Annotated in this window: 21 protein-coding genes; 5 read left to right on the forward strand and 16 right to left on the reverse strand. The window is 57.8% G+C overall.

Features of this window, described 5'->3' with window-relative positions:
* Nucleotides 1-166 precede the first annotated feature (166 nt).
* Nucleotides 167-1354 (reverse strand): NAD(P)/FAD-dependent oxidoreductase, encoded by a 1188-nt coding sequence (locus H1B37_RS24750; RefSeq protein WP_182869956.1) that lies wholly within the window; start codon nucleotides 1352-1354, stop codon nucleotides 167-169.
* A 21-nt stretch (nucleotides 1355-1375) separates the two neighbouring features.
* On the opposite strand from H1B37_RS24750, the gene H1B37_RS24755 reads away from it, so the two are divergent.
* Together H1B37_RS24755 and H1B37_RS24760 are read left to right on the forward strand one after the other, a co-directional pair.
* The gene (locus H1B37_RS24755) at nucleotides 1376-1624 is read left to right on the forward strand and encodes a hypothetical protein (RefSeq protein ID WP_182869957.1); all 249 of its coding nucleotides are present in this window, start codon (nucleotides 1376-1378) and stop codon (nucleotides 1622-1624) included.
* Nucleotides 1625-1880: 256 nt separating this feature from the next.
* A complete protein-coding gene (locus tag H1B37_RS24760; protein ID WP_182869958.1) occupies nucleotides 1881-2690 on the forward strand; it encodes a sulfatase-like hydrolase/transferase in 810 nt (269 codons plus the stop codon).
* A gap of 57 nt (nucleotides 2691-2747) precedes the next feature.
* On the opposite strand, the gene H1B37_RS24765 is transcribed toward H1B37_RS24760, so the two are convergent.
* From H1B37_RS24765 to H1B37_RS24780, 4 genes are all read right to left on the reverse strand, one after another.
* Entirely contained in the window at nucleotides 2748-4832 is a 2085-nt protein-coding gene (locus H1B37_RS24765) for an FAD-dependent oxidoreductase (protein WP_182869959.1), read from the reverse strand.
* Nucleotides 4833-5265: 433 nt separating this feature from the next.
* Entirely contained in the window at nucleotides 5266-7650 is a 2385-nt protein-coding gene (locus H1B37_RS24770) for a DUF3160 domain-containing protein (protein WP_182869960.1), read from the reverse strand.
* A gap of 301 nt (nucleotides 7651-7951) precedes the next feature.
* Nucleotides 7952-8875 (reverse strand): dihydrodipicolinate synthase family protein, encoded by a 924-nt coding sequence (locus H1B37_RS24775; RefSeq protein WP_182869961.1) that lies wholly within the window; start codon nucleotides 8873-8875, stop codon nucleotides 7952-7954.
* 115 nt (nucleotides 8876-8990) lie between these two features.
* Complete coding sequence (locus H1B37_RS24780) at nucleotides 8991-10469, reverse strand: M81 family metallopeptidase (protein ID WP_182869962.1); 1479 nt, start codon at nucleotides 10467-10469, stop codon at nucleotides 8991-8993.
* A 101-nt stretch (nucleotides 10470-10570) separates the two neighbouring features.
* Between H1B37_RS24780 and H1B37_RS24785 the strand changes: the two genes are divergently transcribed.
* Nucleotides 10571-11236 carry an RraA family protein gene (locus tag H1B37_RS24785; RefSeq protein ID WP_182869963.1) on the forward strand — a complete coding sequence of 222 codons (666 nt, stop codon included), beginning with the start codon at nucleotides 10571-10573 and terminating at the stop codon, nucleotides 11234-11236.
* 25 nt (nucleotides 11237-11261) lie between these two features.
* Here the strand turns inward: H1B37_RS24785 and H1B37_RS24790 are convergent, their stop codons facing one another.
* From H1B37_RS24790 to H1B37_RS24800, 3 genes are all read right to left on the reverse strand, one after another.
* Nucleotides 11262-12353, reverse strand: a complete 1092-nt coding sequence (locus H1B37_RS24790; RefSeq protein WP_182869964.1) for a M24 family metallopeptidase — start codon at nucleotides 12351-12353, stop codon at nucleotides 11262-11264.
* Nucleotides 12354-12363: 10 nt separating this feature from the next.
* The gene (locus H1B37_RS24795; RefSeq protein WP_182869965.1) at nucleotides 12364-13158 is read right to left on the reverse strand and encodes an SDR family NAD(P)-dependent oxidoreductase; all 795 of its coding nucleotides are present in this window, start codon (nucleotides 13156-13158) and stop codon (nucleotides 12364-12366) included.
* 143 nt (nucleotides 13159-13301) lie between these two features.
* Nucleotides 13302-14300, reverse strand: a complete 999-nt coding sequence (locus H1B37_RS24800; RefSeq protein WP_182869966.1) for a Gfo/Idh/MocA family protein — start codon at nucleotides 14298-14300, stop codon at nucleotides 13302-13304.
* A gap of 109 nt (nucleotides 14301-14409) precedes the next feature.
* On the opposite strand from H1B37_RS24800, the gene H1B37_RS24805 reads away from it, so the two are divergent.
* Nucleotides 14410-15255 carry an amidohydrolase family protein gene (locus H1B37_RS24805; RefSeq protein WP_182869967.1) on the forward strand — a complete coding sequence of 282 codons (846 nt, stop codon included), beginning with the start codon at nucleotides 14410-14412 and terminating at the stop codon, nucleotides 15253-15255.
* 8 nt (nucleotides 15256-15263) lie between these two features.
* Here H1B37_RS24805 and H1B37_RS24810 read toward each other — a convergent pair whose 3' ends face one another.
* The 8 genes from H1B37_RS24810 to H1B37_RS24845 form a co-directional block, all read right to left on the reverse strand.
* On the reverse strand, nucleotides 15264-16328 hold the full coding sequence (locus tag H1B37_RS24810) for a pyridoxal-phosphate dependent enzyme (protein ID WP_182869968.1): 1065 nt from the start codon (nucleotides 16326-16328) through the stop codon (nucleotides 15264-15266).
* Nucleotides 16325-17281 (reverse strand): succinylglutamate desuccinylase/aspartoacylase family protein, encoded by a 957-nt coding sequence (locus tag H1B37_RS24815; protein WP_182869969.1) that lies wholly within the window; start codon nucleotides 17279-17281, stop codon nucleotides 16325-16327. The genes H1B37_RS24810 and H1B37_RS24815 overlap by 4 nt, the downstream gene beginning before the upstream one ends.
* 2 nt (nucleotides 17282-17283) lie before the next feature.
* Nucleotides 17284-18096, reverse strand: a complete 813-nt coding sequence (locus H1B37_RS24820) for an SDR family NAD(P)-dependent oxidoreductase (protein ID WP_220498359.1) — start codon at nucleotides 18094-18096, stop codon at nucleotides 17284-17286.
* Complete coding sequence (locus H1B37_RS24825; protein ID WP_182869970.1) at nucleotides 18093-18404, reverse strand: HEAT repeat domain-containing protein; 312 nt, start codon at nucleotides 18402-18404, stop codon at nucleotides 18093-18095. The genes H1B37_RS24820 and H1B37_RS24825 overlap by 4 nt, the downstream gene beginning before the upstream one ends.
* Nucleotides 18405-18428: 24 nt before the next feature.
* Nucleotides 18429-19916, reverse strand: a complete 1488-nt coding sequence (locus H1B37_RS24830) for a sodium:solute symporter family transporter (RefSeq protein ID WP_182869971.1) — start codon at nucleotides 19914-19916, stop codon at nucleotides 18429-18431.
* Nucleotides 19917-20217: 301 nt separating this feature from the next.
* Nucleotides 20218-20544, reverse strand: coding sequence for a DUF3160 domain-containing protein (locus H1B37_RS24835; RefSeq protein ID WP_182869972.1), 327 nt, complete (start codon nucleotides 20542-20544; stop codon nucleotides 20218-20220).
* 17 nt (nucleotides 20545-20561) lie between these two features.
* Nucleotides 20562-21422: a P-loop NTPase family protein gene (locus H1B37_RS24840; protein WP_182869973.1), complete on the reverse strand. Its 861-nt coding sequence runs from the start codon at nucleotides 21420-21422 to the stop codon at nucleotides 20562-20564.
* A 27-nt stretch (nucleotides 21423-21449) separates the two neighbouring features.
* Nucleotides 21450-22280, reverse strand: coding sequence for a hypothetical protein (locus H1B37_RS24845; protein WP_182869974.1), 831 nt, complete (start codon nucleotides 22278-22280; stop codon nucleotides 21450-21452).
* Nucleotides 22281-22484: 204 nt separating this feature from the next.
* On the opposite strand from H1B37_RS24845, the gene H1B37_RS24850 reads away from it, so the two are divergent.
* Nucleotides 22485-23780, forward strand: a complete 1296-nt coding sequence (locus H1B37_RS24850) for a M14 family zinc carboxypeptidase (protein WP_182869975.1) — start codon at nucleotides 22485-22487, stop codon at nucleotides 23778-23780.
* Nucleotides 23781-23836: the final 56 nt, after the last annotated feature.

Consider the following 23836-nt stretch of genomic DNA (forward strand, 5'->3'; position numbering starts at 1 on the left):
CCGTGTGGACTGCCGCGAGTTGAAAGCCTTGGCGGCTTCCGCTACGGGCTTAGGGACAGAGCCTAGCACTTCTCCAATCGCGGGAGTAGGTCGTTTGTCCGTGTCAACGCCCACACTCCGCGACCTTCAGGTCAAACACGCCCGATCGATCGAGCCTACCTCGGCTTTAGGTCGATGCGGTGGCCGTTTCCTCGTTTGCAAATTGTGTGGAGCACACGCCGGTGGTGGGCAAAACCAATTCGACGTTGCGCGCCGCTTCGTGGTCGCCGGCAAGTTCAGCAACGATCGACCGGACCTGTTCGTATCCGGTCATCAACAAGAATGTCGGCGCGCGGCCGTAGCTCTTCATGCCAGCCAGATAGAATCCACGTTCAGGTTGCCGGAGCTCTACGGCTCCGTGTGGCGGCACCGATCCGCAATGGTGGTGATTGGGATCGATCAACGGACCGAGCGTTTTTGATGCTTCGGTGGCCGGATCGAACTGCAACCGCAACTCACGCAGCATCGCCAAGTCCGGACGGGCGCCCGAAGCGACGATGATCTCATCCACCACAATCCGTGATTCGCCGTTCACGTCGACGATCTCCAGCCCGCTCGGACAACGCTTGACGGCCACGATCGATAATCCCGTCAGCAGGGTCACGCGTCCATCGTCCACCGCTGCTTTGGCACGCGTCCCCAGCTGTCCGCGCTCGGCAATCTCATCGGCGTTCCCGCCACCCCAAAGCTTCTCTGCGCTGACGCGGCGGATCCCCCAGGCGATCGATGTTTCGGGAACGTGTTTGGCGAGCTCGATCAGACTGAGCACATTTCCCGTTGCCGAGTGTCCCGAGCCGACGACCAGCACTCGCTTCCCCGCGTATCGTTCTCGGTCGCGGCCGAGAACATCGGGCATGCCGTATTGAATGCTGCTTTGCGCTTCCCGCTCGCCATCGGCGCGAACACCGCCTGCACCGATCGGGTTGGGACTGGTCCAGGTTCCCGACGCATCGATCACCGCTCGCGCCCGGAATCGCTGCGGTCCGTCCGGAGTCTCGGCAACGATCAAGAATGGCGCCTCGTTTCGCCGACCGTCCTTCATTCGGTCATGACCTTCTCGCGAGACGGAAACGACGGTGTGATTGAGACGGATCTGCGGCGCGATCAGGCTGTGGTTCGAAAGTGGATCGAGAAAACGCTCGATCAACTCACCCGCACACGGGACACGTTCCGCTTCGGGTTCCGTCCAGTTCCCCTCGGCTTCGAGCAGTCGTTTGCCGGCTGGGTCGATCAGGAACGACCACGGCGTGAAGAGTCGAACGTGTTGCCACTGCCACATACTCGCAGCGATTCCGCCATCTGGTTCTTCCCGCACCACGGCGACACTTGGTTCCGAATGCCACAGATTTCGATGCGGCGCGGAAACTACACCTTGGTCGCTTGGTTGCCCGCACGGGAAAAGGGCGTTTCACTCGACCAGTGGCTCGCGACCTCCGATCCTGACCGAGTGGAACTGTACGACGTTTCGGTCGATCCCGCGCAGAGCAATGATATCGCAAGCGATCATCCCGAAATCGTCCGTTCGATGAAGCAGGAAATGACCTCACTTTGGCGTGAAATGCGCGACGAAGGCTTGGCGAAATAGCAGATCGCCGAGAGCCCACCCGACGCCCTCGGCAAACACCGGACCATCCCTAAGGGGCACAAACACATCGCCTGCGATTGTGACGGCGACCTGATAAACACGAAATGTTGCACAACGCATTGACCAGAGACCCACTCGTGAAAAACAGCCTCCAACTGATGTGGACTTGCCTTTTGGTGTTGCCCGCGTTTGCGTCGGCATTCGGCCAGGAGCATCGCCCCAACGTGCTCTTCGTCTCCGTGGATGACCTGAACGATTGGAAAACGACCTTGACGACGTCGGTCCGCGAGCAAGGGACATCGCGTTCCGCGGCGGAGGCTACCATCAGCATGTCATCAAAGCGGGGCAGTGGAAACGAGCCGTCCAGGGCTATCTCGCGTCCATTGCCTTTGCCGACGCGATGTTTGGTCGTTTGCTTGACGGCCTGGACGAAAGCGGTCAACGTGAAAACACGGTCGTGGTGTTGTGGTCCGACCACGGATGGCAACTCGGCGAGAAACAGCACTGGCGCAAGTTCGCACTCTGGGACAACGTCGTACGCTCGGTCTTGATGATCCATGTGCCCAAGGATGCTGCCGGATTGTCCGACGGTTCGGCGGACGGACAGTTGTGCCATCGGCCGGTGTCATTGCAAGACATCTACCCAACACTTGTCGATGTCTGTGGACTGCCCGCCAAAAACGAAATCGATGGTCACAGCCTGACACCGCTCCTCAAAACGCCTGATGCAGATTGGGATCACGTCGCGCTGACGACGTACGATTTCGGCGAGTTCTCTGTCCGCAGCGAGCGGTACCGGTACACTCGTTACATCGACGGCAGCGAGGAACTGTATGACCATCACAGCGATGCCCAGGAATGGCATAACCTTGCCGGCGACCCGAAGTTTTCCCAAATCAAAAACGAGCTGGCCGCGAAGATCCCGGCATCGCCTGCGCCACTGGTGAAAACGTCCGAGAAACTCCAGCCACACCACATTCCGCCGTTCCGCTCACGAGCGGAATACGACGATTGGCTACAGCACGGCAAAGACAATCAATACCTGCTGAAAAAGTACTGGCAGTAACGACCGGTAGGCCACCGGTCGCACTATCCGGCCATTGCCTTCTTGCCTTTCGACCACTTATGGTGCATCCGGCTGGACCGGAAGCAGTTGCAGCGCGTCCACGATCACAAACCCGGTCGTGTCGGTATCGGTGATTTGGATTACCGCTTCCGCATCCGCCTGCAATTCGACCGTGCCGATCGGGCGAAACGGTTTACCGCTTGGAAGCGGGCGGGTTTGGTCGACCATGATCCTCTCGCTTTGATTCCCAGACGAAACGGTCACGGGCACCTGCTTCGCCCGGGTTTCGTGTGCCGAATAAGCCATCCGCAGCTGATAGCGACCGGGTCTCGGAACGGTGAACCGGAATGTTGCGGTCGCTTTCCCGTCGCCTTGCGTTTGCGGATCTTTGTCTCCGCAATAAATGTATCCGCTGCCGATGAACGGTTTGAAATTCGTTGATCGGGACCAGTTGCCAGTCAGCTTCGCTTGCGTGTCATCGAGTACGATTCCCGGAAAGGACTTTGCATCGATGGAGTCGTCAGTGGTTGGCAGGTCTGATTCGTCCGGCAAGTCCAAGACCTGTTTCTGAGCCAGCAGTCGCTCGCGGAGCTCCCCGTACTCCAGATCCTGTACCGCCACGTCGTCTTTCGCCGCCATCGCTGCGGCGACGCCGGCAGCCTGCCCGATGACCATCCATGCGGCTTCGATCCGCAGCGACGACAGACCGACGTGGGTGCAGGACAGCGCAACCGGCACCAGCAGGTTGTCGCACTGGTCGGGCTTCGGCAGGATCGCACGGTAGGGCACCTGGTAAGCGTATCCCTGCCTCGGCAATCGACGGACCGGAAAGATCGTGCCCTCGTTGATCACTCCCCCATCCTTCAGTGCGACGCGTTGGACATCGTGCGAGTCGATGGGGAATGACGAGATGGCGATGGGGTCATCCTTGCTGGGCTCATCCAGGATGTCCTTTTGACTGATGACGTACAGCCCCTTCATCCGACGCGACTCGCGAACGTAGAGTGCCGGCGAGAAGTGGGCGTGATTTTCGAATTCGTCTTTGCAAAGTCCCAAACTGGCGTATCGATCACGCATCGCAGCGGGCACGGCCGGGTCGGTTGTCAGAAAGTGAATGAACTCGAGCGTGTACTGTTTGTGCTGTTCCCAGATCTTCTTTCGTCCCGCTTCGTCCGCCGAGTGCCAGTTGTTTCCGCCGCCGACCAAGCCGATCGAAAATTGCCCGCCGATTGAATTGTTGCCATCAAATTTGCTTCCAGGTAACGGATAGAGGTCGAATCCGATGCGTCTCTCGCCCTCTTGCAACGCACGCCGGACGATTTCAAAGCGGGCCGGGTCGTAGTTTGTCGGCTTTGGCATCGGAACACGATTGACGGGATCAGCGGTCAGACACAACCGAAAGCTGTACGTCATGATGTTCTCGTCCCCAGCCTCCTCGGGGCCGGCATCGTCGGTGGTGACCAGCGGCAACAAATTGCCGTCATCGTCATAGCCGTTGATGTCCATCTTCTGTTTCGGGTACTGCTTCCCGGCCAGTGACTCGCCGTACTCGCCACGGCCCTCGCGACCGATCGTCCAATCGACGCCCGCGGCAGCCATCAGATCGCCTTCGTAGCTGCCGTCGACAAAGACCTTGGCAACGAATGTCCCTTTGCTCGTGACCAGAGTCTTGATCTGGGAGCCTTCTTTCGTGACTGATTTCAGATCACGTTTTGTCAGCACGGTGACTCCGGCTTCATCGAGCATCTGCATCGTGATCCGCATCGCCACATGCGGCTCGAACGTCCATCGCGACTGGTCTTTCACCGCCGGGTTGTACGGAGCCTTCCTGCCGCGATCGGTGTAGTCCTTGACGACCCGCCGGTGCCACTCGTCGAAGAGTCCCATCAAGGTGCTGCGGACCATCTGGTTCGAATCGCAATGGCTGAGCCCGCCAGTGTTCATCGCCCCGACATGCTCCGTCGGCTCCAAAAGAACCACCGAAGCATTTTCGCGGGCAGCGGCGATCGCGGCGCAAAACCCACCCGGTGTCGAACCATAGACGATCACGTCTGCCGACGTGACCTCCGCGGAATCCTGACCGTGCAACGGAAGTACCGAAAGACTCGCTAGAGCGACAACAACAAGATGGATCATCTTCATGATTCTGTGTTCATTCCTTGGATGGAGAGCCCGAGGGGACATCAATCGCAGTTTACCGGATCCCGCACAGCGCGCGGGCGGCCTGACCTGGAGGGTGGCGGAACCGCCGCGATCGATAGGACCAATCAGACAGACGGGCCCCATACATCCTCTGCGTCCGATTGGTCCCAGTGCACAATCATTGCCCCGCCTCCGAAACAACGGCAAAACAATGGGGGCAAAACAATTTCAGGCTGTGATCGTTTTGCCCCCATCGTTTTGCCCCCATCGTTTTGCCCAATCATGCCACACACACTGAAGACCATCGCTGCGACGCAGCAACCGGGAATCGCCTAAAGGATAAACACCAACGATTGCAGCGACCGGACGCAGGCGAGCGATTTCATTCAGCGCAGCGGTCGGTCCGGCCGGCCCCCAGTCTTGAGGCCCCCCTTCAGTCGTCCACAAACAGCGGCTCCAACCACCCCGGACGTGCGGGTGTCGCTCGGTCGATGCGACCTTTCCACGACGTATCGTCGACAACCTTCTTGTCGGCGAACTCATAATACGGAAACACCGCTCCGCGGCAAAGCAATTCTTGGCCTTGATGAGGGTACAACACATAGATCGCTTGGGGACGCCCCACCGCGATGTGAACGTGTTTTCGCTCGGCATCGGTCAACACACTCACGCAACGCATTGCATCGTCCAGCGGACTCGCGGCCGAATACGCTTCGTAATTGAGTAGCCCCGCAAGTTTTTCGCCGTAATTGGTGATGAATTGCTGGTCTTTGGCCGTGAGTGTCTGATCGTCAAGTTGTCGATCAGCTATGTCCCGCAATCGCTCGCAGATTTCCGCCAAACGCAGCCAGCGGACACGATTCGAACTGCTTTCGCTCATCAGGATCGCTCCCCGGGCCGCAGGGTCGCTCGGCAATTCCCCTCGTTCAATGCAGTCTGATACCTGGACGATGGCGGCCAATGCGCGCCGGGACGTGCTATCATCAAGACGGTCCGCCCCCAGCCATAACAGCGGATTCGATGCACCCACGTTGTAAAAAACATCGAAGACAAACTCCCGATCCTCGCGTGTCAACTGTCCTTTGAATTCGTCGATCCCGATTCCCTCCTGCTCCAACGCGTCAATCAGTTTGAAGCAACGAGCGAATTCGTTCAATCGAAAGTGCAAGTGATGATAGTTAATGTCAAACGCGCCCAATTCATCGAGCAAGGCTTCGATCCTGGAGGCCAATCGACCGAGACGACGGAAAAAATCGGGATTAGGTTCGACGAAACCTGCCCCTACATAAGATGTTTCGCTCAGTATCAAGGCGTTCTGTTTCGCCTGAAGTGCAAACGTGTGGCGCATCTGCGTCCAACCGCCTAGAACAGTCTGGCAGCTCTTCAATCGCCAGTGTCGCGTCGACATGAATCCCGGCGCAGCGTCAGTCGGTTTCAACAACGTCGCGAGGCATCGCAGGTAGTCTCCATAGACAGATTCGTCACTGAGTAATCTGTCAAAGCGATCGGCTTGATCAATCGAATCCGACGCGTTCGCTTCGGCAAGATGCTCGGCTGCCAGCGTCGAACCGAGGGCAGCGCACAACAGCAATCCGACGGAATCGAGAGAACGCGTTGATTCAGCGGCCTGCTGGAACAAGATTGCCTCGGGAGTGCGAAACGCGGAGAGCACACGGAGGGACAAGCTCTCAGGCCCCGAAACGGAATCCACCAAGGCGACCTGATCGTTGACCCTGCTCGGCGTCTCCTCGCCGTGTCTTTGCAGAAGCTGGGATCGCATCGCATGGATCGAATTCGGCGAATCGTCGAAATCGGATTTCAGAGAATGCAGTGTCTGCAAATCCCAATCGTCGGCACCACCGAAGAAGTCACGATAGGTCTGGACGAACGAAACCCAGTCGGTGCCTTTGGCCGCCTCAGCAATCAGCCCCACTGCAACCAGCTGTTCATCGTCGCCCACAAAAAACGGAATCGTTTGCAGCCATCGGACCGCTCGGTAATGTCGCCGAAGCACGTCGCTGCGGGCGTGAAGTCCCTCGGGCGTGAATCGCGAATAGTCGATCGCAAGAAATGCCGGCCTCGGTTCTCCCAGCCGATCGGGCATCGAACGCCCCGTTCCGCCCTCCACCCGCCGCGTCTCCGCTCGCACCATCATGCGGATCTCCGACTCGGGCTGATAGTCCGCATCGATTAGCTGGCGAGCGACGCCGACGACGATTCTCGCGCGACGACGGGCGGACCGGATCATGTCGGAATCTGCGGATGGATCCGCCACGGCCAGCCGCTCCTCGAGCGTCGGCAACAGCCGCTGCAGCCGTTCGATCTGGCGGAATTCCAGCTTGACAATCGAGTCTTCGAGAATCCGATGAAAGGCATTCAAAATCGAATCGGACGTGATGAACACCGGATGCGCTTGATTGGCGTAAGCTTGATAAAACTGCCGAAACGTTTCCGATGTCACGGCGACTTTACGCGCCGGTTCCTGCTCAAAGACGGCCAGTTGTTCCCGACGCTTCACCGGACCTGTCGGGGCGATCACCCGTGAACCGGCCAGCTTCGTCTGCTCAATCGGACGATCTGCGTATCGCTCGAAGAAGGAATCAAACTCGACCGAAATCCCTCGCAGCTGCCTTCGTTCGTCGTCGGAAAGATCGAATTGACCAGCCTCCCAGCGTTCACGCAAATGACGCGGGGACCGGCCAAAGACGCCAATGCGCTCAAGCAAAAATGCCATTGCGACCACGGCGAGCAGAAGCGAAGCGGCGATCAGCAGCCATCGCCGTTTGTTGTTGGAACCCCGGTCGGTACTTTCGCTCATTTCCAAGCCAATCCAAATGCGGTTCGCAAGCGACAACAGCTCACATCCAGGCACACTTGCTGGCGCTTCGTGTTTGTATTGTATCTATTTCCGCACGAAGTATCGCTGTCCAGGTATCGCTGTCCAGGTATCGCTGTCCAGCGAATCTGTAGGCCTGTTTCTGTACCGGACTGAACCTTTCGGGTTTTATCGGCATAAGCAGTTGTTGGCAGGGATAATTATGGTGGGACCATTGGGGTAGAGGCGGGTGTCGGGGACGTTCACGCCGAGGCCTGAAAGTGAATGGCAGTGGTGGGAGGCGTCATTGGATCGCGGCCTGCATGAGCGCGAACAGACGATCGACTTCGGCTCGGGTTTCTTCGTCAAGGGCCCACCCGACAGGTTGAATTTGATCTGCATTGCGGAACAGTCCCCGTTTACGCATCAAATACTTTTCGATCGCCAAGAAACCGTCCAGGCCGGCTTGGATCTGCAACGCAACGATCGCGCCGATGGGGAGCGACAATGCGTATGTGCGTCTCGGGTCGCCTGCCTGAAGTGCGTCCCAAAGAGCGACGATTCCGTCAAGCAGATCGGTACCAGGCATGGTCCCGACAATGCCGCGGCGATAACAATCGACCAGGTTGATCCCACCGGAACCTTCAAAGATCCTGGCCTGACCATCGGTTGCATCGCGAAGTTTCGAGAGATTGGGACCGAGCGGGCTGGCTTCGGGTTTGAAAAAGATCCGCTGATCGCCGAATCGGTTGAGCAGTTCGAGATACACGCCCAAGTCGATCGCAGCCCCCACGTATCCCGATGCGTCCTGAACCACCAGCGGAATGGAAACACTGTTGGCAATCGCAGAAAAATACTCGCATGTGGCCGCGGCTCCCAGTGTCGTTGCAACCGGTGGGATCGCCATCACGGCAGAAGCGCCCCGTTGCTCCGCATGTCGGGCGAAATCAACCGCTCCGGCCGTGCTCTCGGCTCCGACGCTGATGACGGTGAATCCACGACCACCAACCGCTCGGCACACTTGCTCGGCAAGCTCACGTCGACCGCGGTCACCGAGTCGAAGGATCTCGCTGACCATCGCAACAACGACCCCGTCGGCCCCCGTCTCAAACGCCCAGTCGATTTCGCGCTGAAGCGATTCGTGATCGATCCCGGCATGATCGGTCAAGGGCGTGTGCAGAACCGGTAGAACTCCGCGCAAGGGCTCGCTCGTGGCTGAGGACGTCATGAATCGCTCCTTTCATTGCGTTGATTGTCATTTCCAATAACACCGCCGGCATAGGATGCTTCTTCAACAGATTCGACATCGGTGCCTCGTATAGAAGTCGTTGGCCGGTAAAACATCATTCGGGATCCATGGGAAACATTGGACGTCGACGATGCTTGTATGGCAATCGGCGAAGGTCCGCGCAGGTGGCCCCCCGCGTGTTGACTCGGATGAAGGACGCACACACTTCGCGATAGGCTGCGATCGGCGCGTTGACGCCTTTGGCGACAAGAATTCGAAACCGCAGCGGATCGACTCCACACCCCTTGAGCTGCTGGAGGCTGAATGGGACCATCCGCCGGGACGTGAGCATGAGCGTCAATCCATGATCGGTTTCACAAACTGCCGTTCGTCCTTGATCAAAATCCGTGATGCCACCGTGTCGAGGTTTTGATTCACGAAACTTGCCTTCACACAGCGAGATCACTTTGACCATCACGTCGATCGGATCGCCGTGTTGAGCGTCTGTTTTTCCGCCAACACCGAGCCGAATCGTCGATCCGACACCTGCTCGTTCACAGCAAGCGACAGACTCCGGATCATACAGACAACCAAAGGACGGTCCGATTTTCTGAGCATGAATCGCCCCCAGCAATTCCGTCCCATCGGCCGCTGATCCACCGCCAACGTTGTCTCCCATGTCCAGCAGACACACCCTTTGTTCTGATTGTTCGCATTGACGGAGCGCTTCCTCGACCGATGTGAATTCACTGCGAAACTGCGTTCGCAACCGCAAAATCGACGAAGCCAGTTCGTCCGCCAACTGCCCGGCGAGCCGTCTGCATCGGTCGGTCACGGCAATGGTGGCAGCCCCCATCTCTTTCACGTCGGCGTAGGGAAAGCCGAGCAAAAGACTGTTGGAAAGCACGCCCTCGATTTTCAATTGCTCGTTCGCGGCACGATACAGAGCATCCAGGGGTGGTTCTTCGGTGCATTGTTTTTCAATGCTGATCGCCATCGGTGGATAACAAGCCGACATGACCGGCGTTATCTCACCGCGGAGCGTTCGCAGGATCATGTTGGCGGCTTCCAAACCTCGCTCACGTTGGTCCAAATGAGGATTCGTGCGGTAGGCGATCAATGCGGTGCAGCTCTGCACCATCAGCGGCGACAAATTTGCATGCGCGTCCAGCGTTCCGATGATCGGCATCTCTGGGCCAACCAGTTGACGTAACTCACCGAGCCAATGGCCGTCTGCGTCCGGATGGTTTTCGCTTACCGTTGCGCCGTGGGGAGCCACCAGGATTCCATCGAGCGGCTCGCTTTCGCGGACACAATCGAGCAGTTGGCTGACCAGCGAGCCAAACGCGTCAGCGCGGATCGTTCCCGATGGCAACGCTCGCGCGGCAAACAGCGGAACGGCTTCCGCTTCTCCCCCATTTCCACTCGCGTCGATACCGGCAAAGAAACCACCAACCTCGTGATGGGCGTCCGCAAGTGCCGTGCGAATCGATTCGCCCGTCAATAGTAGGTTCTGGTGAAACGACTCCAAGGTGGTTGGTTGAAACGAAAACGTGTTCGATTCGTGCAGTAGCGCGATAATGCCAATTCGCATCGGAAATCATCGATCAGGCAGGCCAAAGGTCGTCTCGGGTCGCTGGTTACGTTACCATCGTCCGATCCTTCCCTGTTCGTTGCCCATAAAAAAACACAAGAATGGCCCCAGCACCCAATGACATCTCGCTCTCGGACGTTCGCCGGCAATTGTATTCTGCCGTCATTTGTGATGCGTTGGACTCGATAGGGTACACCAATCAGTCGCCACGCACGCCACTGCGTCAACTGACATCCAGCGAAATGATTGTGGGCCGATGTCGCACCACCCTTTGGACAGACCTGTTCCATGAAGATCCTCAGCCGTACGAATTGGAACTCAAGGCCGTTGACAGTTGCGGGCTCGATGATGTGCTGATTGCTGCTGCCGGAGGATCGATGCGATCAGGAATCTGGGGCGAACTGCTAACCACCGCAGTGCTCAATGGCGGCTGTGTCGGTGCGATCGTTGACGGCGCGATTCGTGACGTCGAAAAAATCCGACGGCTGGGCTTTCCTGTCATCGCTCGTGGCACGTGCTTGTACGACAGTAAGAATCGGCAACGCGTCGTTGACGTGGATGTTCCCGTGGAAATTGACTCCGTCGTATTTTCTCCGGGCGACTTGGTGGTTGCTGATGAAGATGGAATGGTCGTCGTGCCGCAGAAAGTTGAATCGGAAGTGCTGTCACTGGCTTGGAACAAAGTGCACGAAGAGAACAAAGTCAGAGCAGCGATGGCTGGTGGCATGAAGGCAACCGATGCCTTTGACAAGTACGGCGTGCTGTAAAGAAAGTGATCGCGACAGCTTTTGATCACAACTGCGTCGACGTCTTGGTCAATTGCCGAACACCGTTGGAAGTGACGACGTAGTTTTCTTCGATCCGAATCCCCGCCCGCAACGATGCGTTGTAAAGCCCCGGCTCGACGGTGAACACATCGCCTTCGGCAAATCGATCGTCCCAACTCGGATTCAAGTGCGGGGCTTCGTGCGGGTACAATCCGACGCCATGTCCCAAGTGATGAAAGAACGCGTCGGGTTCGTATTCGTCCAGCAACGCTTTTGCCTGAACGAACAATTCTTGACAGGACTGCCCCGGTCGCACAAACGCTTTGACCAAATCAAACACGGTCATGATGACGTCTCGCGCCCTGAGTTGTTCCTCGGTCGGCCGGCCGTTGACGGCAAAGGTGCGGCAGTTGTCGGCGTGGTAGCCCCGGTAGGCCGGCCCCAGGTCCAAAATCATTAACTCGCCCGCCCCGACGGGACGAGTACGTGGCGGTCCGCCCGGTGAATTGCTCTGGTAATCGTTGCCAAGGGCTGTCAACGGTTCGCCGGCGGTTTGCACGGCGACGCTCTGAAGTTGACAAAAGACTTCCAGCTCGGTGATCCCCGGCCGAATGATCTCTCGAGCCTTTTGGTACATTGCGTCCGTGCAGTCAATCGCATGCAGCATTATCCCAAGCTCATCGGGCTCCTTCTTTCGCCGCAGGTGCCAGAGGGTCGAATCCAAATCGATCGGATCGAAGGCAGCATTCTGCCCGACGTGCTCCCCGCAGGACGAAAATTCGAGCGCCGTTGTCTTGTTCGATTTCTCCACCCGTTGCAGCGCCGCATTCAATTGATCTTGCCGCAACGTGCATCGCCATTGTGCATCAAAAACTCGAATTTCGTCTGCCGCATGACGCGGAGGCTCTTCGCCGGGTGCTATCAGCATGCAACCATCGTCAACATCCAGCACCGCCACCGCCCGCATCAACGGGTGGGGACGAAAACCCGTCAGCCATTGGACGTTTTCGGGTGCAACGAGAATCGCCCGATCCGCTTTGAGGTCGGCCAGCGATTGGCAAAGTCTCTGTTGGCGAACACGACAGGATTCGATCGATAATTGCGGCAATTCTTGCATCACGGATTTCTCACCACGCGGTCCAGCCGCCATCGACGGTTAAATTTTGGCCAGTAATGTAGCTTCCCGCATCGCTGGCCAACAGCAGCAAGGCCCCCTTGAGTTCGTGCGGTAACCCCATGCGCCCCATCGGCGATTTTGCTTTCAGTCGCTCGACCAACGCCTGCGAGACACCGGGTCCTGGAAACGGACCGGGGCTCAAGCAGTTGACGCGAACCTTGTCTTTTGCCCAATAGACGGCGAGGTGTCGGGTCATGTGAATGACCCCGCCTTTGAGCGTGTGATACGAAACCGGACTTGCCGCGCAAATGCCCTCGTAGGCATCGGGATAGGAACCGACCTGGCCGTACATCGAGCCAATGTTCACGATGCAACCCGACGCACTGCGATGGACGACATGGCCGTGGAACTGCCGCGACAGTAGAAACCAACCGGTCGCGTTGGCAAGGACCTGTTGAAATTGGTCGGCAGCCACATCGGTCAAATCATGACCGTCCGCCGCATGGCCGTTGTTGATCAGGATGTCGACCCTGCCCGCTTTCGTGACGGCATCTTCAAAACCTCGACAGATGGACGCTTCGTCGAGTTGATCGAGGACAACAAAATGGTGCCGGCTGCCCTTGTGGGTGGGAAGCGTGGCCCGTGTCTCGTCTGCCTTGGTCGCGTCTCGACTGGCGACCACCACGTTGGCTCCCGCTTCCGCCAGTGCCGTCGCCATCGCGTTTCCCAGCCAACCAGAAGCTCCCGTGATCAGAGCCACCCGACCGGTCAGATCGAACAGTTGTTGAATCGATACATCATCCATACGATTTTTCCGGTGAGTGCTCGAGCGCTTTGACAGGTGGCACGGGCATACGTGTTGGTGTGCAGGCTTTAGCCGCCCCCGGTCGCTGCGTCGCAGCGACCGGGAATCGCCTCAAGGCTAAAACACCAGCGGTAGCCAAAGCACTAGGAAACAGTCTCCCAGGCGTTTGACTGTCTTGATTTCAGAATCGCCAGCGTTGAGCGCAGTGTGGCGAATCCTTCGTCGAAGGAGCATAACGGTTCTGCCTTTCCCTCAAGAAGATCCATAAACGCATTCGCCTGGAGAATGTAGAAATCATCACGTTGATGGTCGAACGATTGCAGTAACGCCCAATCGCCTCCGACTTCATCGGCCAAGAACCATCGATGTCCATTGAGTTCCCATCGAGCAGCGCCGTGCTGGCACAAGACGGTGATGACGGATTCGTTCACAGGCTGATGTTGATTCGTCGTAAAACTCGCCATGACATCTCCGTGCCGAGAAAGAACATTGACGGTGTCTTCCACGTCGACTCCGGGGAGAACCTGATGTGATGCATCGACGACAACCTTTGTGGCCGGTCCGGCAATCCACTCCACCGCGTTTAAAAAATGCGGCAACATGTCCTGGATCAGTCCGCCACCTTGCGCAGCGTCGGCGTAGTAGATGTTGCGATAGGCTGGACGGTAAAACGGAAAGTGTTGTCCGGATTGAACTTGAATTTGCACGACCCGCCCCATCTTTCCAGAACGGATCGCCGCACGCATCTGCTGCAACGCCGGTAGAGAACGATAAACGAACCCGACCGAGACGCGAGTTCCATGACGCTTGATGGAATCCGACAATTGGGAGACGCCATCGGTGTTCAGGCTCAGGGGTTTCTCGATCAGCAGGTGAACTCCGCGATCGGTGAGGGCTTGGGCTGTCGGGATGTGCCAGGGCGCCGGAGACGCGATGACGGCCGCGGAGAAACGCTCCGCCGCCAACGCCTGCTCCCAAGACTCGTATCCGTTGACAGCGTATCGCTCGGCCACTTCGTTGCGTCGCTCGCTCAACGGCTCGCAAAACGCCACGTGGCAGCGCCCGGTCGACTGGAAGCAACGCAAGTGTCGCTCGCCGATGGATCCGACGCCGATGACCAGAAGACGTGGTTGGTCTGTCATGACTTCAGATGTGTATCCCTTCCGTTCTTTGCGTTCGGCACGAACCACCGCGTGGCTGCCTTTCCCTATAGTGTACGAAAATCCCACCACACCGGAGTTCAGACCTCCCATGATCACAGATATTCACAGCCATGCCTGGCCGTTTCCCGATGCGTTCAGCGAAGACTTCATTCGCCAAGCGTCCGCCGCCAAGGCCGGGGAGAAAGTCGACCTGACGATTCGATTGGACGAGTACCGCAATGCTGCGCCCCCGGGGACTCGCACCGTCGTCTTTGGTGGGAAGGCGCGATTGAGTGGTTTGTGGGTCGATGATCAGTATATCGCGGACTACGTCGCACAAGATCCGGAGCGCCTTACCGGATACCTCTCCATCGATCCGACCCAAGCGGGATGGGAGGACGAAATGCGGCACGGTCACGAGCAACTGGGGCTTTGTGGGGTCAAGCTTCTGCCGATGTACGCGGGATTCGGTGTCGACGATGATCGGCTGGAACCGCTTTGGAAATACGTCGATGAAAAGCAGCTGCCGGTATTGCTGCACACCGGAACCACGTTTGTCCGCCAAGCACCCTTGAAATACACGTTGCCGCGATTGATCGATCCGGTTGCAACGCGACACCCCGAGATCCGGTTCGTCCTGGCGCACCTCGGTCATCCGTACGAGGGTGAGTGCGTGGCGACCATTCGAAAGCACCCCCATGTGTATGCCGACATCAGTGCCTTGCACTACCGACCGTGGCAACTATACAACAGCCTGATGCTGGTCCAGGAGTACGGCGTTTGGAACAAATTGTTGTTTGGCTCCGACTACCCGTTCACGACGGTCAATGAATCGATCGCGGGATTGAGAAAACTGAACGAGATGGTGGCGGGAACGAATCTGCCGCAATTGAATGAACAGCAAATTGAGAAGTTGATTTTCCGTGATGGATTCGAAATCCTTGGGATTTCCTAATTCGATGCTCAATCCTCAGCGAACATTGCATCCGCGGTCACAACTGGACAGTCCGCATCGGCATTCATGGCGTCGATTGATGCCAAGTCTTTGAAACCGCTTCCGGTGACCAGACAGACCACGGGCACCTCAGGATCCAGCTCGCCCCGTCTGGCCGCTTGGAGTGCCCCCGCGAGCGACACCGCACCAGCCGGCTCACTGAAGATTCCTTCGGCACGTGCGAGAAGCTTTTGGGCATCGAAAATCTGTTGATCTGAAACGGTGTGGCCCGTGCCGCCTGATTCTCGGCAAGCGGCAATCACCTCGTTGCCATCAATCACGTTGGCAACTTGCAGCCCGCTGACCTTCGTGCTGCACCGAACGTGACGCGCCTCGTCGCTGCCTTTGCGAAGTGCGCTGGCGATCGTGTCGTTCCCTTCGGGCTGCACGCAGTGAACCGCTGCAAGTCCGTTCGCTTTCCCAAACCCGCGAGCCACTGCCAGAGTTAGTCCACCGCCGCCCGCCGGGCAAAAAACGTTTCCAACGTGACCAGGCACCTGCTCCTGCAATTCAAACGCGATGCTCTCCACTCCCTGCATCCCGAGCGGACTGTAGCGAAACGCGCTGATTTGCAGTGCGAAACCCTGTTGCCGAGATTTCGCTTCGAGATGCTCAACAACAAATCCTGTCACACTCGCGTTCGTACCAAATTCTCGAACCCGCTGGATCTCCGCTCCGTGGGCCAACATCTGTTGCAGTTTGGCCGATGGTGCCGATTCGACCACTGCGATTCGACATCGAATTCTTGCCGCGGCGCAGTACGCGGCTAAAGCCGAGCCAGTGTTTCCACTCGATGTGGCCAAGCACGTGTGTTCGCCGTTCGCCCGCATGTGGCTGACCGCCAGGGCGGCAAATCGGTCTTTGTAGGACCCGCTAGGATTGGCCGATTCGAGCTTGAAAAAAAGATCACGAATCCCAAAATCAGCGCCGATATTCCTCGAACGAATGCAAGGCGTCCGTCCCTCACCGAGCGAGAGGCAGTATTCATCGGGAATCGAAGGGGCATACCGATCCGCCCATCGCCACACACTCATGATCGCTCCCCAGTTTCCACGACGACGGCCAACGCGTCACCCTCATTGATTCTGGGGTACTCGCGTAGCATGACCACTGTCCCGTCCTGTTCGGCGACCACCGCGTGCTTTTCACCTCCGAGCAGCGACTCGATCTCGGCAAGCAACTCGCCGCACGAGACTCTCTGGCCGAGCTTTACCTGAAGCGTCAAGAACCCGCCGGTGGGCGCCGGATGACTGACTTGCATGTGTCCCGAACCGTCGCGCCAGTCTTCGGCCACCTGCTGGTCTTCGCATGCCTGAATCTCCCCAGGCAGCATCTCTAAGTGCCGCATCACGTTGAGACATCCAACGACAAGCGGGTGATCGTGGTCCGTTGAACGGAACGCGCCGTTTGACAGTTCGGCAAGCTCACGGTGAGCACCGAGATACTCGACGTAAATAGCTGGAATCCCGGCATCACGCGCCACCGAAAGCGACCGTCCTTGCAACTCCGCCGACGTGCCCCAAACGACTGGCAAGCCGAAGACGCACGCCATCTTTCGCTGCTGTTGCAGAATCACCGCATTTGAATGGAGCATGTAACCGGCCAGCGGCAAAACGCACAACTCCGTTCCTCCCGAATGCAAATCGATATAGAAATCCGCTTCGGCGATCTGACGACTCAACGCATTAGCGACTCGCTCGGTGATGGTTCCGTCTTGGCGTCCGGGACACGTGCGTGCAAGGTCCCGACCGTCATCGCCGACGCGGCGTCCGGCACGGTACGCAGAGCGATTGACAACCGGAATTAATGTCAACGTGCCGCGCAGCTCTCGCGTCAGTCTATCATCCGAATCGAACCTGCGAATCAGTTCGCCCACGGCAAGCATCGGCAAATACTCATCGCCGTGTACCCCCGCAGTGATCAACAGATTGGGCCCGACACGACTGCCGCCGAAGCGACGAGATTCCAGCTGGATTGGTTCGTTCATGCTCACAGCGGATCCGCTTCCTGTGGCTCATCTTCGGCTCGCATGTCCTTGAATCGGAATCCGCCGTCGACCGCCAGCACGACTCCCGTGATGTAATCGGCGGCCTCGGAAACTAAAAACGTTGCGGCCTGACCTATGTCCGACGGCGTGCCGATGCGTCCCCAAGGCAGGGTGGGGCCTCGTGCTTCGATGACCTCCTTGGTGAATGTCTTTCGCTCGGTCGGTGTGTCGATCCAACCGGGCGCAATCGCGTTGACGTTGATGCGATGCGGGAACATCTCCACCGCGATACTCCGAGTCAGTTGATTCAAAGCAGCCTTGGCCGATTCGTAGGGGCCATTGCGTTCAAACGGCATCTCGCCAACGACGCTGCTGATAAACAGAATCTTTCCCAAGATCCCACATTCCACCATGTGGCGTGCGACCGCTTGGCTGATGCGAAAGCCCGATTTGAACGTCGCATCGATCACCTTGTCGAATTCATCAGCGGGGAAATCCAGAAAGCCGCATCGCTTCCCATAGGCCGGATTGCTAACCAAGATATCGATCGTGCCGGCAAGTTCGATCGCCTGACGAACCAACGATTCACAACCGGCCGCGGTGAAAACATCGGCTTCAACAGTCCAACAATTTCTTCCCAACGCTCGAATTTCTGCGGCGGTCTTCACGAGTTCTTCGCTGCCAGGTCGGTCATTGAGGATCAGGTCGGCACCGGCGTGAGCCAGTTCAAGTGCGCAGCCTTTTCCGATGCCGCAGCCTGCCCCGGTGACGAGCGCGCGTTTTCCGTCCAGGCGAATCAGATCAAGCAAACTCATGGTCGTTTTGAACCGGTCTTGGGTTGACGGTCAAGTGCAAGCAGGGCACCCGCCGCACGAATCCGCGCATCAAGGTTTTCGTCTTCGAGCTGGCGGATCAGAAATGGAACGGCGTCTGTCATCCCCGCCTCACCTGCGAAGACGGCTGCATGCATCGCGGGCCAAAACGCTTCGCCGGGCAATCCTTGGCGAAGCACCGAAACGCACTTCTGCCGTAACGCCGGGGTCAACTGCCATGCCTGATCGGCGCGGGCGGTTGCCGATGCAGCGACAGCCAGCAAGATGGCGAAAAATTTTCTTTGATTCATGCGGTCGTCTTCCTTGCGAACAACTTACTTCTTTGCGAACAACTTACAAGCGACAAGCCCGACCGTCACACCCACGACCAACGCAGCGGGTGAGATCCATTGAAAACTGACGGGGTCGGGGGCCGCCTCGGAAACCTTTCCGAATATCACACCCGAGAACGCGATCAAAACAGCCACGCTGACGCTTGCGATGGTCGCAGTCCAAACCCCTTTTGCGTTGGCAAAGGGAACGAACAGGGCAAAGAAAAACAGCAACGCAATGGGGACGGTCAGCAAGTTCACCGTTTTGTTGGTCACCGCCATGAAATTTCCGGGGATGTAACCAATGAACGAACTGAGCGAGACGACGACGCCACCGATGATGATCGCCAACACGCGAGCCATCTTCAATTGATTTGCCTGCGTCTCGGGTTTGCGTCCGAATCGTTCTAGAAAATCTGTCATCACCACTGCCGTGATGGAGTTCACACCGGAATCGATACTCGACATCGCAGCCGCAAAAAGTCCCGATACGACAAGCCCGGTGACGACGGGCGGAAGGTGAGCGGCAATGAAATGTGGAAAAACGGTGTCCGCTTGTGCCTTCAACGTGCCTTCTCCGGGCAGCATCGCCGTGTTGGCGTGAAAGAAACCGAGCAACGCGATGCCCACCAGCCCCAGTGTTGCCCCGACGACAACGGAGACGATCAGCTGCATCCCCATGGCAAAGCGAGCGGACCTGGCATCCTCGGTCGCCATAAACCGCTGTACAGAAACTTGGTCTCCCATCGAAGTGCAGACCATCCAGAGAAAGACGGAGACAATCGTGCCGACCACCGTCACTCGAGTCGACGGATCAATACTGAAGATCGGTTGTTGATCCCAAATGTCGCTGGGCCATTGAGTAGGAAACCAGCTGAAACCGCCCATCTGCCAGCTGACCGTTCCGATCGTCAACAACGCACCCCCGTAAAGCAAAACGGTCTGCATCAGGTCCGTGATCACGACCGCACGCAAACCTCCCAAAGAGGTGTAGGTGACCGCAAAGATGCCCGTCACCAAAACAATCCAAGGCACCATTTCATCGCTCACACCGATCATGACCGCGATCGCCTTGGCCGTCAGAAACACCAGCAATGACATCCAAACCAATCGCAACGTCAGAAACAAAATTCCACCAAGCAGCCGAACACTCAACCCAAGCCGGTCTTCCAGCAACGCGTACGCGCTGGTGACGCGCTGCCGCATGTAGACCGGCAAGATGACGAATCCCAAGACCAGATAGACAAACGGGTACGCGATGTAGTTGCTCAGAAAGATCGGCCCCTTGCCAAGGACCTCACCGGGAATCGCAAGGTAGCTGATCGTGCTCAACAACGTCGCAAACAACGACACGCCGATCAGAACGGGATTCATTTTTCCCGATCCGACGAAGTACTCGCTCGTGTCCTGCTGATTTCTGCTGAAATACCATCCCAATCCGATCGTGGAAACGGCGTACAGAAGCAGAATGATCCAGTCGATCGGGGCCATGGTGAAAGGGGCTGGTGCGTAGACGTGCGCGCGGTGGGACCTTGGTGGGAAAGCACATCATAGGCCATTCGCGAGGCGTCTGTGACCTTTCCCGCGATCCCCGCGCGGCTTAACCTCTCTTTTTCGCAGCACCAACCATCGGAGCTGAATCAACGATGAGCGCACAGGAAAGGGCCGTCAAACTGGGAGTCTCTCTGGAACCCCAAGCGCCTGGCTATCTGAATCTCTGTATTCGATTCCGCGGCCGAAGACGCTTGGTAATTCAGCAGTCCGGCAAGCGTTTCACCGTAGTTGGTATCGATCAGCTGGCGAGCAACGCCGACGACGACTCTCGCGCGACGACGGCGGACCGGATCATGTCGGAATCTGCGGACGGATCCGCCACGGCAAGCCGCTCCTCGAGCGTCGGCATCAGCCGCTGCAGCCGTTCGATCTGGCGGAATTCCAGCTTGACAATCGAGTCCTCGAGAATCCGATGAAAGGCATTCCAAATCGAATCGGACGTGATGAAGACCGGATGCGTTTGATTGGCGTAAGCTTGATAGAACTGCCGAAACGTTTTCGATGTCACGGCAACTTTACGCGCCGGTTCCTGCTCAAAGACGGCCAGTTGTTCCCGACGCTTCACCGGACCTGTCGGGGCGATCACCCGTGAACCGGACCGCTTCGTCTGCTCAATCGGACAATCTGCGTATCGCTCGAAGGAGGAATCAAACTCGACCGAGATTCCTCGCAGCCGCCTTCGTTCCTCGTCGGAAAGATCGAATTGACCAGCCTCCCAGCGTACTCGCAAATGACGCGGGGGCCGGCCAAAGACGCCAACGCGTTCAAGCAGAACTCCCATCCCGACGTCTTGCCGGCCCCGGGTGGCCCGACCAGCAGGACACCTCGTTTCGGTCGCAGGCCCAACTGATTGGTCAATTCGTCATTTTCAAGCGGCACGGCAATGTGAGCTTCAAGACTGGCGATCACGTCATCGACGCCCTTCAGCTCGCTCAATTCAACATTGGCGACCTCGCCCAACGACACGTTGCTCGCCAACTGCTGACTCCGCAGGTAGTCGATGAACGAATCGGTTTCGAAGTCTCCTGCCCCCTTCATCCAGCCGCAAGCCAGCTTGAGCTGATGAGCGTTTAATTTTGGCGCAAATCGGTGGACTTTCTCAAAGTTCACACCGTCCGCCGGTCGTCCAAGAAAGCGAGCGCAGAGGTGTTGATAGTCATCGGGCTCAAAATCATCGATGCCGAAGTCATAGCACCGGTCCCGAAGAGGCCCCGGTAGTTGACCGTTGCTCCCCAACACCAGCTTCTTCCCAGTCTCGATCACATAGGCTGCAATCGCATTCATCGGCGAATCGAGAAAGCCGGATCGTGGATAGAAGTGATTGCAATCACCCATCGGCGCCGATGCCAGGTGAAGATCGTCGACGATCACGCAGTCGTTCTGCTGCAGTGCATCCAGCAGAAGCTGTGAACAACGCATCTTCCAACGCGAGCGGATTGACAATCGTTCGCTCCCCGTGATCCGCCGCAATCACTCCAGCACCGCCGGCTGCAGATCGATGCCGTGCTGCGACAGGTACCGCGGACTATGCTCGCGGCGCGTGTACCGCCAAACTTCACGATCCTGGTGGCGGAGAACCAGTGTGGTGTAGCTGTGCCGCGCGGCGAGAAAAAACCATTTCAACCCGGAATCGGTTTCGCGGCTTTCGATCAACAGGATGATCTCCGGATCGGTTCCCATCACAAACGCAAACAGTGCACCATCTTTTTCCGCGTCATCCTGCGAGGCATAGCGATACAGCGGAGCGGCCATCAACCGCAACGTTCGTTGCTCATCGCCATCGGTGCCCCCAAGCTGTGCCGAAAACTGCCGAGCCAAGGAACGCATTTGAAACAGACGTCGCGCTGCGGAGCTTGCAACCTCGGGTGAACCCGGAACCATCTGCCATTCCTCTTTCGACACCGACGGTGCCTGCCAGAACGGTCGCCCATCGTCATCGGCCACCAGCGGACCGTCGGCAAAGGAGTTAAACGCCCGCGCGACATTCCGCTGGTTGTTTTCAATCGGATAGGAAAAGATCGATGCAAAGCCGACTGCTTTTCCATCACGCGTCCACACAAAACACTCGCCGTGGGTCGTCGATCGCAGCGGGTTTTGCCAACGCAACACCGGCTCCGGAACCAAGGTCAACGTTTCGTCCCCCGGATCCGCCAGCCGCAATTCATAACTCTTCGCTTGTTGCAGATAGTAAGCCGACCATTTTTCGATTTGCTCCTTTTCCAGTGCGTCGTCACCCTCAACCGACAGCGGAATCAACGCGCCCCAAAGGACGACCAAACACACGCGACGAAAACCAATCATTTCAACTCCTGTTCCGACACAACTTCTCTTTCCACACGAAATAGACGTGGCGTCGAATTTTACCAGACCTGGAGCCACCGCGTGCATTTTTTCGAGTACGATGGCCGTCCCGGGCCGTGGTCCACGAGCGCAGCGGCGTCAGCCACCAGTGCGGCGGAGCGTACCGCTTTGGTGACGCGGTCGTGCGTTTTTTGGGAGTCCCCCATGCAAAAGTTGTCCGTCAAGACGAATTGCCAACCCGACTTGCGAGCACCGCAGCGAGCGAAAGATTTCCTTCTCATTTGCTCGATCGGCATTGCAGCGGCAGTCATCCTGAATCCATCGATCACCCCCGCCCAGATCGCCGTCGACAGCGACTTTCCGGGCGGTTCGGGCGTCATCGAAGAAATCAATCAGGAGGCACATTTCATTCGCTTGCGCCCCGATGACCATCCCGGCCGCGGATGGCGGTGTTGGTGGTACGTCAAACTCTCCGGACTGATCCCCGGCAATCCGATCACGATCGAAGTCGGTGACGCGCCGTGGGCGACGCCTGATCGAGCAACCTTCAGTACCGATGAAGGGCAAACCTGGGAACAGTCCGCGGCCGGCGTGCGCGAGGGCAAGCAAATCCGATACACACTGGCAGTCGATACAGATCAGGCACTCGTGGCGTGGGGCCCGCCCTTCGTTCCCGCCGACGCCAAAACGCTCGTCGAACGCCTTGCCAAATCAAGTCCCGACGCGGAATCGTTTGTCTTGTGCAAGACACGAGAAGGACGTGAGACGCCTGCGCTGCGAGTCGCTTCGATCAAGAACATCGACCAGCAAAAGCCACGCCCGCTGATCTGGATCCAGGCGAGACAGCACGCATGGGAATCCGGATCGAGCTGGGTCTGCCGGGGCTTCGCCGAGTGGCTCGTTTCAGACGACGAAGATGCGAGGCAACTCCGCGACCGGGCCGATGTCGTGATTGTTCCGATCATGGACATCGACAATGTTTATCACGGCGCCGGCGGCAAGAATCAATCGCCCCAGGATCACAATCGTGACTGGAGTGACCAGCCGCACTGGCAAGCCGTCGATGCCGCTCAGTCCCAGCTCTTTGCCGCGGCGAAAGACAAGCGGTTGCTGGCGTTTGTCGACCTCCACAATCCCTCCGCCCGAGACACCCTGCCCTACTTCTACCTCCCGCCCAGGGACATGCTGCCGGAGCAAGGCCGCAAAAACCTGGACCTGTTCTTAAAAGTGGCCAAAGAACAGATCAGTGGTCCGCTGCGGTTCGCGGGCAGAACCATTGAATCCGGTCCCAAATACGATCCGAAAATGTGGAAGTACATCAGCAAGAATTGGGTGGCACGACTCGGCACACCGGCGATCGCCGTCACGCTTGAGACCGCTTGGAACACGCCCGATTCCGATACCGAGGGCTACATGACCGTCGGCCGTCAACTCGGACGAACGCTCGCCGAGGTGACGGTCCACCACAGAGCCCGAGAGGCTCCAGCGTCCGACGAATAGCGGCACATCAAAAAAGTTCAAAAACGGCCGGAAAATGCATCAGATTTCGGCCATCA

The sequence above is a fragment of the Stieleria mannarensis genome, assembly GCF_014154935.1.
Taxonomy (GTDB): domain Bacteria; phylum Planctomycetota; class Planctomycetia; order Pirellulales; family Pirellulaceae; genus Stieleria; species Stieleria mannarensis.